Source organism: Glutamicibacter protophormiae (genome assembly GCF_016894325.1).
GTDB lineage: Bacteria > Actinomycetota > Actinomycetes > Actinomycetales > Micrococcaceae > Glutamicibacter > Glutamicibacter protophormiae.
In genome coordinates, this window is record NZ_CP069806.1 from 1486755 (window position 1) to 1501448 (window position 14694).

The 14694-nt window shown below is 67.4% G+C and carries 13 protein-coding genes and 2 tRNA genes; 13 read left to right on the forward strand and 2 right to left on the reverse strand.

Annotated features, from left to right (window positions below; genetic code table 11):
- Positions 1-54: 54 nt before the first annotated feature.
- The 5 genes from JQN66_RS07020 (at position 55) to JQN66_RS07040 (ending at position 5913) form a co-directional block, all read left to right on the forward strand.
- Complete coding sequence (locus JQN66_RS07020) at positions 55-4110, forward strand: LamG-like jellyroll fold domain-containing protein (protein ID WP_204677173.1); 4056 nt, start codon at positions 55-57, stop codon at positions 4108-4110.
- 247 nt (positions 4111-4357) lie between these two features.
- Positions 4358-4430: transfer RNA gene (locus tag JQN66_RS07025), tRNA-Lys, on the forward strand.
- 64 nt (positions 4431-4494) lie between these two features.
- On the forward strand, positions 4495-4989 hold the full coding sequence (gene bcp, locus JQN66_RS07030; RefSeq protein WP_188947931.1) for a thioredoxin-dependent thiol peroxidase: 495 nt from the start codon (positions 4495-4497) through the stop codon (positions 4987-4989).
- Positions 4990-5080: 91 nt separating this feature from the next.
- A tRNA-Leu gene (locus JQN66_RS07035) sits at positions 5081-5165 on the forward strand.
- 181 nt (positions 5166-5346) lie between these two features.
- Positions 5347-5913, forward strand: a complete 567-nt coding sequence (locus JQN66_RS07040; protein WP_239464198.1) for a MarR family winged helix-turn-helix transcriptional regulator — start codon at positions 5347-5349, stop codon at positions 5911-5913.
- On the opposite strand, the gene JQN66_RS07045 is transcribed toward JQN66_RS07040, so the two are convergent.
- Positions 5910-7388: an SDR family oxidoreductase gene (locus tag JQN66_RS07045; protein WP_204677175.1), complete on the reverse strand. Its 1479-nt coding sequence runs from the start codon at positions 7386-7388 to the stop codon at positions 5910-5912. The genes JQN66_RS07040 and JQN66_RS07045 overlap by 4 nt on opposite strands.
- On the reverse strand, positions 7385-8197 hold the full coding sequence (locus JQN66_RS07050) for a tryptophan-rich sensory protein (RefSeq protein WP_204677176.1): 813 nt from the start codon (positions 8195-8197) through the stop codon (positions 7385-7387). Before JQN66_RS07050 ends, JQN66_RS07045 begins: the two co-directional genes overlap by 4 nt.
- A gap of 111 nt (positions 8198-8308) precedes the next feature.
- On the opposite strand from JQN66_RS07050, the gene JQN66_RS07055 reads away from it, so the two are divergent.
- Genes JQN66_RS07055 through idi form a run of 8 tightly spaced genes read left to right on the forward strand, consistent with a single transcriptional unit; the run spans position 8309 to position 14678 of the window.
- The gene (locus tag JQN66_RS07055) at positions 8309-8815 is read left to right on the forward strand and encodes a MarR family winged helix-turn-helix transcriptional regulator (protein ID WP_204677177.1); all 507 of its coding nucleotides are present in this window, start codon (positions 8309-8311) and stop codon (positions 8813-8815) included.
- A 7-nt stretch (positions 8816-8822) separates the two neighbouring features.
- Positions 8823-9917: a polyprenyl synthetase family protein gene (locus JQN66_RS07060; RefSeq protein WP_204677178.1), complete on the forward strand. Its 1095-nt coding sequence runs from the start codon at positions 8823-8825 to the stop codon at positions 9915-9917.
- Positions 9918-9919: 2 nt separating this feature from the next.
- Positions 9920-10897 carry a phytoene/squalene synthase family protein gene (locus tag JQN66_RS07065; protein ID WP_204677179.1) on the forward strand — a complete coding sequence of 326 codons (978 nt, stop codon included), beginning with the start codon at positions 9920-9922 and terminating at the stop codon, positions 10895-10897.
- A gap of 10 nt (positions 10898-10907) precedes the next feature.
- Positions 10908-12539: a phytoene desaturase family protein gene (gene crtI, locus JQN66_RS07070; protein WP_204677180.1), complete on the forward strand. Its 1632-nt coding sequence runs from the start codon at positions 10908-10910 to the stop codon at positions 12537-12539.
- Entirely contained in the window at positions 12536-12883 is a 348-nt protein-coding gene (locus tag JQN66_RS07075) for a lycopene cyclase domain-containing protein (protein ID WP_188947923.1), read from the forward strand. The genes crtI and JQN66_RS07075 overlap by 4 nt, the downstream gene beginning before the upstream one ends.
- Positions 12873-13220 carry a lycopene cyclase domain-containing protein gene (locus JQN66_RS07080; protein WP_204677181.1) on the forward strand — a complete coding sequence of 116 codons (348 nt, stop codon included), beginning with the start codon at positions 12873-12875 and terminating at the stop codon, positions 13218-13220. The genes JQN66_RS07075 and JQN66_RS07080 overlap by 11 nt, the downstream gene beginning before the upstream one ends.
- A complete protein-coding gene (locus tag JQN66_RS07085; protein ID WP_204677182.1) occupies positions 13217-14077 on the forward strand; it encodes a prenyltransferase in 861 nt (286 codons plus the stop codon). The genes JQN66_RS07080 and JQN66_RS07085 overlap by 4 nt, the downstream gene beginning before the upstream one ends.
- On the forward strand, positions 14070-14678 hold the full coding sequence (gene idi / locus JQN66_RS07090) for an isopentenyl-diphosphate Delta-isomerase (protein ID WP_407717457.1): 609 nt from the start codon (positions 14070-14072) through the stop codon (positions 14676-14678). The genes JQN66_RS07085 and idi overlap by 8 nt, the downstream gene beginning before the upstream one ends.
- Positions 14679-14694 lie beyond the last annotated feature (16 nt).

Here is a 14694-nt window from a genome sequence, read left to right on the forward strand (position 1 = left end):
GGTCCCATAGCTTTGCCAAGGACCAAGCCTGTACCTTGCAAAGAAATAAGGATCATGAAAACTCAATCAACGACTCTCGTATCGCTGCTCGTAGGCGCAAGCGTGCTGACCACGGGAGTGGGACTTGCCCCCGCCGCGTGGGCTGCGCCGAGTACGGTGACGGCGGACCTGCTCAATGTCGACTTCTCCACGAAGTCCGCGGAAGATAGCGCCCAGGGGCGTGTGCTCAGTACCTTCGGCGAGCCAGCGCTGCAGACCGATGATCAGAACGGGCGGGTCAGCGCCAACTTCGATGGCAAGGATGACGCCTATGCCTATCCGTTGGCCGAGGCGGACTACGCGCAACTGGCTGACTCGTTTTCCGTGGAATGCTCAGTTAAATTCGACGGTGAACTTCCTGCCAAGGAGGTGACCTTCTGCGGAAACAAGCAGGGGGGCGGCTTCGCGCTGACTGCCAAGAACAGCAAGCTCGACTTCATGATGCACGTGGACGGGTCCTACAAGCGGGTCTCCACCTCGTTGCGTACCGACCAGTGGTACCACGTGGTGGGTGCCTTCGATGGCAAGAGCATCAAGCTTTACGTCGACGGCGAGTTGGTCTCCGAAGCACCAGCCAGCGGTGTCATGACGGCAGTTGATCCGCGGGCCCAGAACATGGTTCTCGGCGCCGACAGCGCCGTGGGAAAGACCGAAGCCTTCGCCGATGTCGTGCTGGGCCAGGCCCGGCTCTACAGCGAAGCCATGCCGGCCGCGCAGGCGCTGGCATTGAGCGAAGAGTTCCACACCATGCCTGAAGCGCCCAGCGCCGACGTGATGGACATCGACTTCAAGGATGGTTCCACCACCGATCGGTCCCGTGGGGTGAAGGCCGCGGTCCATGACGAACCGGTCATCGCCCAGGACGGGGCGATGCGCAAGCAGGTCGCCGCCTTCGATGGTCTGAACGATGCGCTGGCCTACCCGTTGGGCGACCAATACCAGAACCTGTCCCAGGGCATGACGCTTGAATGCGTCTTCCGCTACGACGGCGACACTGCGGCGACGGGTGAAAAGAACCTCTGCTCCAACAAGGAAGCTGGCGGCTTCTCGATGAGCCTGGTCGGAGACAAGCTCTCCTTCATGCTGCATACCGGCGCCTACCGTTCGGCCACTGCCACCATCGACAGCGGCCGCTGGTACCACGCCGCCGGGGTCTTCGACGGCAAGCAGATCAAGCTGTACCTGAACGGAAAGCTTGTCGCCACCCAGGAAGCCAGCAGCGGCACCGTGACCTGGCCGCCGAAGCCCGAGGCCCACAACTTCGTGCTGGGCGCCGACTCCTCCAACGGCAACGTGCAGTTCCATGGCAAGTCCAAGATCGCCGCCGCGCGCATCTACAGCCAGCCGCTCGCGGCCCCGCACATCGCCTCGCTGAACAAGGAAGCGCTCGGCCACGTCAACGAACTGTCCGCGGACATCGAGTCGAGCACCCCGGCGCCCGGGGCGGAAATCACCAAGGCCACGGAATTCCAGGTGGCGTGGAACGTGCCCGACCTCATCGGCGCAAACCTGGAGTACCTGCTGGATGGAACGCCGATTCAGCCCGGGGACGCGATCGACGGGCTGGCCGCCGGCAAGCATGGGATCGAAGCCGCCGGAACCGACGTCTTCGGCCGGCCCATTTCGCAGCGGATCGAATTCACCTCGGGCAGCATTCCCGAGGGCAACGGCACGCAGACCGGGCAGGGCAAGGGCTCCGTCACGTTGTCGGCCAACGCCACCAACCCGGACGGCGGGGACGTGCGCTCGACATTCCACGCCGGCGCCACCAATATTTCCCGTGGCGGCGCCTCCGGCGTCATCGACCAGCTGCCGGACACCCTTGACTTCGCCGGCGATGCCAAGGCCGCGCCGCAGGAGACCGGCGAGCAGATGCTGCCGGGCGACGGATCGTTCTTCGACAGCCAAGCCACCGGCGAGGGCCGGATTCCCTACCAGCGTTTCACCGTGGATGCCGACGCGCAGGCCGCGGAGCAGAGCGTGCGCTGGAGCGGCCAGCTTGATCCGCAGCGCGAAGCCCAGGTGCGCGTCTGGAACCATGAAAAGTCCGCCTGGGACCTGGTGGCCAGCGGCCGCGGCGTCAGCGACGGGCTGCTGACCTTGGATGGCGCGATCTCGGCCGGGCACGTGGCCGACGGCAAGGCGCAGCTCCTGGTCACCGGGCACGACCCGTTCGCCGACGACCTGGACGAGCCGGTCCGCGGGGCCTTCGAGGACCCGCAGGACTACGACTTCTCCATGGTGCATTTCACCGACACCCAATACCTGACCGAGGGCGCGGTGGAGCAGGAATTCTCCGAGGAGCAGCAAAAGGTCTGGGCCGAAGCGTATACCGCGATCCCGCGATGGATCGCCGAGAACGCCGAGAAGCGGAAGATCGAATACGTGACCCACACCGGCGACATCGTGGAGAACTGGCACAAGGAGAGCTACGCGGACGAGGACGCCCAGCGCCGGATCGCCGAGCGCGAGTTCGAATTCAGCTCCTCGGCCCAGCGCATCCTTGACGAGACCGGGATCCCGAACGGGGTGCTGCCCGGAAACCATGACAACCGCTCGGGCAAGGACACCGGCCCGGAGAACCTCTACAACCAGTATTTCGGCCCCGAGCGCTACGAGGCGCTGGAAAGCAGCCAGGGATGGAAGCAGGCCCAGGCCAGCTACCAGTCCTGGGCTCCGGAGGACAACGAGAACCACTACGACCTGTTCAGCGCGGGCGGCCTGGACTTCATCGCCCTGTACCTCGGGTTCGACGTGACCGAGGAGGAAATCGCCTGGGCCAACGAGGTGCTCGCGCAGTACCCGGACCGCAACGCCATGCTGATGACCCACGCCTACAACAAGCCGAGCATCAATGCCGACGGACGCGGGGCCGCCTACTCGCACGACGGCAAGCGGATCTCCGAGGGGATCCTGGAGAAGAACAGCAACATCTTCCTGGTGCTGTCGGGGCATGAGCACGGGGTGAGCATCCAGATGCGCAAGGACGTGGGCCAAGCGCAGAACAACGTGGTCGAGCTGCTCGCCGACTACCAGTTCTACGAGGTCGGCGCCGAGCAGCTCGGGCTGGCCGGGATCGACGGGCGCAACCCGCAGGACATGCTGCGCGTCGGCGCAAGCTACCTGCGCATGCTGCAGTTCGACGTCGACCGCTCGGAGCTGGCCATCGACACCTACTCGCCGTTGCTCCAGGACTTCGGGGCGACCGAGTTCGACGATGAAACACGCTACAACGGCACCGAGGACGAACTGCGCCTGCCGATCCAATTGCAGTCGCGCCAGACCAGCTTCACCACCGACGCGGTGATGTCGCTGGCCCCCACCGATGAGGTGATCGGCGAGGCGACCGCCCGCTCGGGCTGGCCGGCCTCGGTCCAATGGGCGGGGCTGACCGAAGGCGAGGTCTATTCCTGGTACGTCACCAGCGTCGATGCGCAGACCGACCAGGAGCTGGCCCCGGGCCAGGTGCGGCAGATGGGTGTGTTCACCGCGAATGCCGCAGGAACCGACACCTCCGCCCCGGAGCTGAGCGTGCCGGACAGCACCAAGCTCACGGTCGGCGACGCCTTCGACCCCATGGACCAGGTGAGCGCCGCGGACAACACGGACGGGGATGTGACCGGGCGGATCGAGGTCATCGGCGCGGTCGACACGGCCACGCCGGGCAGCTACGCCCTGACCTATACCGTGCAGGATGCCAACGGCAACCAGGCGATCGCATCACGCGTGGTCGTCGTTCAGGGCACTGCGGCGCCGGAGCAGCCGGAGAATCCCGAGGACGGGCACGGCAGCGGAATGGATGAGGACGGAGCCGACACCCCGGACCTGGAGCAGGGTTCCCCGAAGCCGGAGGCCCCGGAGGAGCCGGGCGCCCCTGATCCGAAGCCTGCGCCGGAATCCGAGGCGGGACAGTCGCCACATGCCGGCGACCCGGACCCGGAGACGGCGACCCAGGACGACTCGCTGGCGGACACCGGTGCATCGGTGATCTTCACGGCTCTGGGAGCGCTCGTGCTCATGGCCGTCGGAGGCCTCGCCTTGTGGCTGCGCCGCCGCGCCGCTAAACAGTAGGTTGACGCCATGCGTCCGCCGGACCGGAGAGCCCGTCCGGCGGACGCATGTGGCCCAACACACGCGCAAGGATTTTGCCCTTTTGTGCGCAGGCAGGCGTGGCAGTATTCCGGCATTTCCGCTTTGACCTGATCTTTTGATGCGTTCTCGGGCCGTCGTTGGCGATTTTTGATTTTTGCCCAGTTCTGCGTATGATTATCTACGTTGCAAAGACCGGTTCGAAAGATAACTAGTCAGAGTGAAGTTAGCGCCTTTAGCTCAATTGGTAGAGCAAATGACTCTTAATCATTAGGTTCCGGGTTCGAGTCCCGGAGGGCGCACGGTAGATCCGGCCTGATTCATCAGGCCGGATTTTTTGTATAGCTACGAAACGAGGTTTCACCGATGAGCACTGCAGCAGCGCAAACCGAACGACTCTCCGTTGGAGATCAGGCCCCGAGCTTCACCCTCAACGACTCGAACGGCAATGCCGTGTCGCTGTCGGACTACCTGGGCAAGAAAACCATCGTGTACTTCTACCCGGCCGCCTCCACCCCGGGCTGCACCAAGCAGGCCTGCGACTTCCGCGATTCCATCGAATCCCTCACCGGACTCGGCTACCAGGTTCTGGGCGTCTCGCCGGATGGCGTTGCCAAGCTGGAAAAGTTCGTGGCCAAGGAAGAGCTGAACTTCCCGCTGCTCTCCGACGAGGACCATGCGGTCGCCGAAGCCTATGGTGCCTGGGGCGAGAAGAAGAACTACGGCCGCGTCTATGAGGGCCTGATTCGCTCGACCATCGTGGTCGACGAGGAGGGCAAGGTGCAGCTCGCCCAGTACAACGTACGGGCGACCGGACACGTCGCAAAGCTCCGCCGTGACTTGGGGATTGATCCCAAGTAACGCCCGGAGTGGGTCGATTTCTTATCGACTGCCACTTCCGCTACACTAAATGAGGTCGTCATTCGGAAATCCGCTTTCCGGTGTAGCGCGAGCGAGTATGGCGGAATTGGTAGACGCGCTGGATTTAGGTTCCAGTGTCTTCGGACGTGAGAGTTCAAGTCTCTCTACTCGCACCAATGGAAACCCTGCGAACCGATTGCGGTCGCGGGGTTTTCGCTTTTCACCGCGGCCTTCTGCGCGCCCGGTGTCCTTGAGGGCTTAGTATCGAAGTAACGCCGGTGGCGCGCCGTTGAGCGGAAAGCCGCACGGCGTGCGGCTCGGATAGGGGGAACGGTGAAGGAGCGAAAGCTGCCTACGATGTATGGTTTGGCGGAATCTGACCCGGACCAGAATCTGATCAAGCGCGACGGGATGAGCGCTGAGGCCCTGGGCCAGATTGACCGCATCATGGCCGAGATGGGCCGCATGCGCCGGCTGGAACGCCAGATCATGCGCAATTCACAAAGCTTCATGAAGCTGAACGAGACCGACATGCGCGCCCTGCGCATGCTGATTTCCGCGAAGCACGCCGGCACCGTGGTCACCCCGGGCCAGCTTGCCCGCTATCTGGGCATTTCCAGCGCCTCGGTCACCAAGATGATCGACCGGCTGATCGACGGGGAGCACGTCGCCCGGCGTCCGCATCCCACCGACCGGCGTTCCTGGTGCATCGAGGTCACCGATCCGACGCACCTGATGGCCCGCGAGCAGGTGGGCCGCCACCACGCGCAGCGCTTCGAGGTGGCCCGGGAATTCACCGACGCGGAGCGCGAGGTGATCATCAGGTTCCTCGCCCGGACCTCCGATGCCATGGAAGACAGCATGAGCAGGGCGCAAACTGCTCTCGAAGGCCCGGACGAGAAGTCTGGAAAAACCGGCGACTAGGTGCTGGACCCCTCCGCCTGCTGCACGATGCTCTTGAGCATGCCGGAGAAGATGAACGTGTGGAACGGGCTCACCGACCACCAATAGGCCCGGCCGGCCAGTCCGCGAGGCACGAAGATCGCCCGCTGGGTGACCTGGACCCGGTCGCCCGGGCGCTGGGCCAGGCGGAATTCAAGCCAGGCCTGGCCGGGAACCCGCATTTCCGCGCGCAGCCGCAGCAGCTCGTTGGGTTCCAGCGCTTCCACGCGCCACCAGTCGACCACGTCGCCCAGGGCCAGGGTGCTGCGCGAGCGGCGCCCGCGCAGCAACCCCACCCCGCCGCTGAGCTTGTCCATCAGCCCGCGGATCCGCCACAGGCTCGGCAGCACGAAGTAGCCCGATTCCCCGCCGATGCGCCCGATGACTTGGTAGAGCTCCTCCGCCCCGGCCCGGGTTTCCATGCTGCGCTGGTCGATGTAGATCTTGCGTCCGGCCCAGTGCGGGTCCGAGGGCAACGGCTCGGCCGGGGCCGAGACCGGGTGCGCGGTGGCCCAGCTGGTCTCCACCGAATCCGCGGCGATCTTCTCCAGGGCCAGCCGCACCGCATCCGGGTAGTCGGTGAGCCCGCCGTCCGGGGCGGCGATCAGCTCGTCGATGCGGTGCGAACCCATCACGCAGTCGTGCTGCAGCGAGCCGACCAGGGCGGTGGCCAGCGTGTGCGGCAGCGGGGTCACCAGATTGACCCAGTGCGAGGCCAGCTGCGGGGTGAGCACCGGCAGCGCCCAGATCCTCGGCTCGCGCAGCCCCGCCACTCTGGCGTAGGTGCGCATGAGGTCCGCGTAGCTGTAGGCGCGCGGCCCGCCGATGTCGTAGGTGGCGTTGACCGGGGCCTCCAGTTCGGCGCAGGCGGCCAGGTAGTGCAGGGTGTCGCGCACCGCGATCGGCTGCACCCGGTTCTTCACCCAGCGCGGAGCGGGCATCACCGGAAGCACGTCGCTCAGGTGCCGGATCATCTCGAAACTGGCCGAGCCGGACCCGATGACCAGCCCGGCCTGCAGGATCAGGGTATGCAGCCCGTCGGGATCCGGTGTCCCGGGCTGGAGCACCTCGCCCACCCGCACCCGCGAGGCCAGGTGTTCGCTCAACTCGCCTTCCGGATGCAGTCCGGAGAGGTAGACCAGCTGGGCCACGGATTCCGCGGCAGCGCACTGGACCATGATCTTCGCGCAGCGTTCCTCCTCGGACATGAAGTTGCGGGTGCCTGACATGGAGTGCACCAGGTAGTAGACGGTGTGGGCGCCGCGGCAGAATTCGGCCACCGCCTGCTCATCCTGCAGGCTGCCTTCGACAACCTCGACCTGGTCGCGCCACGGCACGTCGCGCAGCCGTTGGGCGTCGCGGGCCAGCACCCTGACGCGGTGGCCGCGGCGCAGCAGCAGCGGAACCAGCCGCCCGCCGATGTAGCCGGTGGCTCCGGTGACGGCAATCAATTTCATGGGGTGCTCCGTTCCTTGCGGGCGCGCAGCGCGACGCCAAGCGCGGTCAGCAGCAGCAGGCCGGCGATGGCCAGCGCCGCACTGCCGACGAGTGCTGATGCATTGGTTCCGGTCAGCCGGCTGACCCCGATCCAGGCCAGGCCCCAGGCGATGGCCGCCGCGGGAGCCAGCTGGCCGCGCGTGTAGCCGGTCAGCGCCACGCCGATGGCGGCGGCTACAACCAGCAGTGCCACCGTGGCGATGCCGGGCCATGCGGCGTCGGCGCCGACACCCAGCGAGGAGAGCCACGCCGCGGTGTTCGCCAGGCTGGCCACGCAGACCCAGCCCAGGTAGACGCCGAAGGTGGTCCACAGGATCCAGTGCTCGACCCGTGTCGCGCTGCCGTGGGTGCGCAGGAGCACCACCACCCAGACCAGCGAGGCCAGCAGGATGAAGATGACCGCAACGCTGACGGCGAGCCAGCCTTGCTGCGCGGTGAGGATCCAGGCCGCGTTCAGCAATGCCGACAGCGACGCGGGGCCGCGCAGCCGACGCAGGGTTTCGGACCGCGCGCCCGGGGCGGTGAGCTGGTAGACCGCGAAGACGGCCAAGCCCAGATAAACCAGCGACCAGATGGAGAAGGCGGGTCCGGCCGGGGCCAGCAAGGTGGCGTCGGCGCTGAGATATCCGCCGGCGGCATCCTGGATGGGGGTGCCGCCGGCGGCCCCGCTGCCCAGGAACGAACCGTAGACGGCCAGCGCAATGGCCAGAAGGGTGCCTACCTGGGCGGGGAGGACTGGGCCGCGGGGGACGGCCAGGGACTGCTGCATGATCGGTCTCCTTGGGTGTTTGCTGAAAAACTTTCCGGGAAGAGTCGACAAATCCGAGTACTTAAACCATGATGTATCTAGATAGGCTAAATATCAACCAAACGAGATACTATGCCAGAGAATTCCCATGTTCCGCCCGGCGGGCCGGTCTCGACCGGAGACATCTTCCGCCTTGTCCAACAGCTGTGCCTGTCCTACGACCTGGCCCAGAACCGCTACCGCGCCCAACTCGAGCTCAACGACTCGGACCTGCGCGCCCTGAACCTGCTGCGAACGATGGATCCGGTCAGTCCCGGGATCCTGGGCCATTACCTTGGCCTGTCCTCGGCCGGATCCACCACCGTCCTGGACCGGCTCGAGTCACGCGGGTTTGTTTCCCGCCATGCCCACGACGGGGACCGCCGCCGCACCGTGGTGGGGCCCGGGGCCAACTATCCGCACTGTACCGGTCCGGGACTGGCACTGATGCGCTACCTGCATGAACTCTGTGAACAGCTCGACGGCCCCGGCCGCGCCAAGGCCGCCGAGCTGCTGCGCCAAGCCGGCGAGGAACTCGCGGCACCCTCCGCGGACGCGTCCGGGCCGGCCCCGGAGCAGACCGATAAACCAGTGAAGTAGGGACACCATGACCACACATGCAAACCGCACCGACACCGAACCGGTGCAGCGCAGCGTCGCCTTCGCCGATGACGCGACGCTGCAGGAGATCTCCCGGCACCTGGAGCGCCTGACCGACTCCGCCCGCCAGCGCACCGCCAACTACTCACGGCATGGCGCGAAGCTCTGGGCCCAGCTGGGCGAGCGGCTGGCCACCGGGAAGCTGGCCCGGCCCGGGCTGGTGATGCTCGGCTACGAGGCCTTCGGCGGGCGCCACCGCCGCCAGGCGCTGGATCTGGCCTGCGCCTTCGAGCTGCTGCACAATGCGCTGATCATCCACGACGACATCATCGACCGCGACTTCCTGCGCCGCGGGGCCCCCACCATCTCCGCCGTCTACCGCGACGAGGCGGCGGGTTTCGGGCGCAGCCGCGCCGACGCGGAGCACGCGGGCAACAGCGCCGCGCTGATCGCCGGGGATCTGCTGCTGTCCGAAGCCATCAAGGTGGCCGGCCGGGCCGCGGCCGGGCTGGACAACGAGGAACAGGTCGAGGCCTGCTTCTTCCAGGCCATCGAGCAGGCCGGTGCCGGCGAGCTGGAAGACCTGCTCTTCTCGCTCATTCCGCACCCGGCGACCACGGCGGACGTGCTGCACATGGAGGAGCTGAAGACCGCCGCCTACTCCTTCCAGCTGCCGCTGCAGGCCGGAGCCCTGCTGGCCGGCGCCGATGCGCTGCAGGCGCAGCTGCTCGGGGCCATCGGCTCCAAGCTGGGTGTGGCCTATCAGGTGATCGACGACGTGCTGGGAACCTTCGGCAACCCGAAGGACACCGGCAAGCCGGCCGACTCGGACCTGCGCGAATTCAAGAGCACCATCCTGCTCTCGCTGGCCGCCGAGGACCCCCAGTTCGCCGCCCTGCTGCAGGAATTCCGCGCCGGCAAGGTTTCCGCGCACCAGGTGCGCCAGGCGATGGCCCAGCAGGACGCCGAGACCTTCGCCCGCGAGCTGGCCCGCCAGCTGTGCACCTCCGCCACCCGTTCGGCGGCCTTCCTGCGCCTGCCCGAAGACGCCCAGTTCCGGCTGCACCACTGCACCCGGCTGATCCTTGAAAGGAGCTGGTGAGCATGGCCGCCGCCCATCCCACCGCCCTGCAGACCTACTCCCGCACCGCGGCGCGCAGCGCCCGGCTGGTGCTGGGGGAGTATTCCACCTCCTTTTCGCTGGCCTGCCGGATGCTGGATGCCGCCAGCGCCGCGCACATCGCCAACATCTACGCCCTGGTCCGGCTGGCCGACGAGGTCGTGGACGGGGTGGCCAGCCAGGCCGGCCTGAACCCGCAGGCGGTCGGCGACTGCCTGGATGAACTGCAGCAGCAGACCGCCCTGGCCCTGCAGCGCGGCTACAGCACCAACCTGGTGGTGCACGCCTTCGCGCTCACCGCCCGCGAAACCAGCATCACCACCGAGCTGACCGACCCGTTCTTCGCTTCCATGCGCGCTGACTTGAGTGTGCACCGGCACAGCGAGCAGAGCCTGCGCGAGTACATCTACGGCTCCGCCGAGGTGGTGGGGCTGATGTGCCTGCAGGTCTTCCGCACCATGCCCGGAGCCCCGGCTCAAACGCCTGCGCAGGCGCAGCTGGTGGAATGCGCCGCGCGCAGCCTGGGCGCCGCCTTCCAGAAGGTGAACTTCCTGCGCGATGTGGCCACCGACAGCGGGCAGCTGGACCGGGTGTACTTCCCCGGCACTGATCTGGAGCACTTCACCGAGGAGCACAAGCGGAACCTCGTGCAGGACATCGAGGCGGACCTGGCCCACGCCCGCGCCGGGATGCCCTACCTGGCCCCGGCCGCGGCCCGCGCCGTGCACATGGCCCACGACCTGTTCGCCCGGCTGAACCGCCAGCTGGCCAAGGCCCCGGCCGATCAGCTGCTCAGCCGGCGCATTTCCGTCTCCGCGCCGCGCAAGGCGCTGATCGCCGTCCGCGTGCTGGCCACGAGCCACCGCCGTCGCGTCCCCGGCCTCGATCCCGATCCCGGACAGTCCGTGCACGGCCCCGACGCGGCGCGCCTGCCGCTGAACGGGGGACCACATGCAGCCTGAACGCCAGCACATGACTGAACGCCTAGACCTCCCCGAACGCCAGGACATCGTGGTGATCGGCGCCGGGTTCTCCGGCCTGGCCAGCGCCGGCCTGCTCGCCGCGCGCGGCCATCGGGTCACCGTGATCGACCGCCACGACCACGTGGGCGGGCGCTCCGGGCGGCTGGAACGCGAGGGCTTCCGCTTCGACACCGGACCGTCCTGGTACCTGATGCCCGAGGTATTCGAGCACTGGTTCGCCCTGATGGGAACCGGCGTGGCCGAGCAGCTGCGGCTGCGTCGGCTGCCGGTGGGCTACCGCACCTTCTTCGAACACGCCGCCGAACCGGTGGACGTGGGTACCGGCGCGGAGGTGCGCGAGCTGTTCGAGAAACTGGAGCAGGGCAGCGGCGCCCGGCTGGACTCCTACCTGGAGCACGCCGCCACCGGCTACACCCTGGCGCTGGAGCACTTCCTCTACGACGACTTCCACAACCCCAAATCCCTGCTGCGCCCGGCGATCCTCAAGCACCTGCCGCGGCTGCTCCCGCTGCTGGCCGGCAACCTGCACCGGCACATCGCCCGGCGCTTCGCCGCCACGCCGGCCCGCCAGATCCTGGGCTACCCCGCGGTGTTCCTGGGCTCCAGCCCGCGGCGCACCCCGGCCCTCTACCAGCTGATGAGCCACCTCGACCTCACCCAGGGGGTGCAGTACCCCTTGGGCGGATTCGCCGCCGTGGCCGACGCCATGGCGGATCTGGCCCGCAGCCACGGAGCCAGCATCCAGCTGGGCGCCACGGCCACCGGCATCGACACCGGCCACCGGCAGGAACCGGACGGCACCGGCCGCGCAGGCAAGCCGGCGGTGCGCTCCGTGCGCTGGGTCGACGCCCAGGGCCAGGCACGGCAAACCCCCGCCGACGCGGTGATCGGCGCCGCCGACGCGCGCCACCTGGACGGCGCGCTGCTGCCGGAGCACCTGCACACCCACACCGCGAAGAAGTTCGAATCCCTGGACCCGGGCCCCAGCGCCGTGCTCGTCTGCCTGGGCATCACCGGGACCCTGCCGCAGCTGGAGCACCACAACCTGCTGTTCACGAATGACTGGGACGACAATTTCGCCCGCATCCGCCGGGGCCGGCCGCTGCGCGATCAGACCAGCATCTACGTGTGCAAACCCAGCGCCACCGATCCCGACGTCGCCCCGGAAGGGTGCGAAAACGTGTTCATCCTGGTCCCCGCCCCTGCCGCCGCGGCCTGGGGAGCCGGCGGGCCCGACGGGCAGGGAGACCCGGCGGTGGAAAAGATCGCCGACGCCGCCATCGACCAGCTCGCGCGCTGGGCGAAGATCCCGGACCTGCGCGAGCGGATCATCGTGCGGCAGTGCATCGGCCCCGCTGATTTCGCGGAGCAATACGGGGCGTTCCGCGGCGGCGCCCTGGGCCTGGCGCACACCCTGGGCCAAAGCGCCATGTTCCGCCCGGGCAACCGCAGCACCACGGTCGAGGGCCTCTACTATGCGGGCAGCACCGTCCGCCCCGGCGTCGGGGTGCCGATGTGCCTGATCAGCGGGGAGCTGGCGGCCAAGGCCATCGAGGGCATTACCGCCCCCGGAGCCCTGGACCCGGCGCAGTTCCAGCACGGGCAAAGGACGACTCCATGATCTACCTGCTCGTTTTGGTCGCGCTGCTGGGCTGCATGCTGCTGTGCGATGCGCGGGGCAAACTGTTCATCTTCCGCCACCCGGTGCGCGCGGTGGCCTGCCTGGCGGCGGGCACCGGCTTCTTCGTCCTCTGGGATGTGCTGGCCATCCAGCGCGGCATCTTCCTGCACCTGCCCTCCGAGCTGATGACCGGGCTGATGGTGGGGGACCAGTTCCCGCTGGAAGAGGTCTTCTTCCTGTTGTTCCTTTGCTACTCCTCGATGATCGTGCTCACCGGCTGGCCGGTCGCCGCCGCCTGGCTGCGCCGCACCCGCCAGCGGAACGGAGCCGGACATGTTTCTTGAACTCAGCCTCTGGTTCTCCGCCGCCGCGGTGCTGCTGCTGGCCGCCGCCCTGCTGGTCCGCCGGATCCCGTTGCGCCGGGTCGCGGCCCAGCTGGCGGCGGCCCTGGGAGTCATGCTGGTCCTGACCGCCGTCTTCGACAACCTCATGATTTACGTCGGGCTGTTCGACTACGGCCGGCACACGCTGACCGGCGTGCGCATCGGGCTGGCGCCGATCGAGGACTTCTTCTACCCGGTATGCGCTGTCCTGTTCGTCTCCGGGCTCTGGTGGCTTCTCGGCGCCGACCCCCGGACGCAGGACACGGCGCCGGAAACCACCGCGAGGAGCGCACCATGATCAAGGAACTGCTGCTCACCTCCAGGCCGATCTCCTGGGTGAACACCGCCTACCCCTTCGCCGCCGCCTACCTGCTGGCCGGCGCCGGCGTCGACTGGAAATTCGTGATCGGCACGCTGTTTTTCCTGATTCCCTACAACCTGCTGATGTACGGGGTCAACGACGTGTTCGACTACGAATCGGACCTGCGCAATCCGCGCAAGGGAGGGGTGGAGGGAGCGCTGCTGGCCAGGGAATCGCACACGGCGGTCCTGCGCTGGTGCCTGCTGGCCACCGTGCCCTTCGCGCTGGTGCTGGCGCTCGCCGGGTCGGCTGCCTCGAATCTGGTGCTGCTGGTCTCACTGGCCGCGGTGCTCGCCTACAGCGCGCCGAAGCTGCGGTTCAAGGAACGTCCGGGTTTGGACTCGGTGACCAGTGCGGTGCACTTCGTGTCGCCGGCGGTGTACGGCTGGGTGCTGGCCGGCGCCGCCCTGGGCGCCACCCAGTGGCTGGTTTTCGCAGCGTTCCTGCTGTGGGGGATCGCCAGCCACGCGCTCGGCGCGATCCAGGACATCGTCCCGGACCGGGAAGCGGGACTGGGTTCCATTGCCACGGTCAGCTCGGCGCGGACCACGCTCTACCTGGTGCTCGGGGCCTACCTGACGGCTGGCATCCTGTTGTTCGCATCGCTGGACGGGCTGCCGTCGCTGGCCGGTGTGCTGGCCCTGCCCTACGTACTCAATGTCCTGCCCCACCTGGGTGTCACGGACCAAACCTCCGGCGGCGTCAACAAGGCCTGGAAGAGGTTCCTGTGGATCAACTACGTCTGCGGATTCCTGCTGACCATGCTGATCATCGCGGAGCTGAGCCTTGCGTGAGGTACGCGGCACCGCCGCATCCCGCGCAGCTGGCGAGCCCGGGCTTCTTCGCCGCGCGGGCTCGGGTACGGTGGGGATCATGGACGTAATCCTGCTTTCAGAAACCGGCGAACCCATCGGCACCTGTCCCAAGGAACTTGTGCACACCACCGACACCGCCCTGCACCAGGCGTTCTCCTGCCATGTGGTTAACACCGATGGACAGGTGCTGGTCACCCGCAGGTCGCTGGACAAGAAGACCTGGCCCGGAGTCTGGACCAATTCCTTTTGCGGGCACCCGCAGCCGGGAGAGTCCTTCGAGGATGCCATCAGCCGCCACGCGCAGCGCGAGCTGGGCATGAAGATCAGCCAGCTCGTTGTGGCGCTGCCCGAGTACCGCTACCGGGCGACCGATGCCTCGGGCATCGTGGAAAACGAGATCTGCCCCGTGTTCACCGCGGTGATCGACGGGGACCTGTCGCCGGCTCCCGACGAAGTCATGGACTTCCAATGGGTTGATCCGCTGCAGCTGGGCAGCGCCATCACCGCCACCCCTTGGGCGTTCAGCCCCTGGCTGGTCACGCAGGCGCCGGACATGGAGATCTACGGCCTTCGCGGCTGAGGCCCTTTCCTGACAT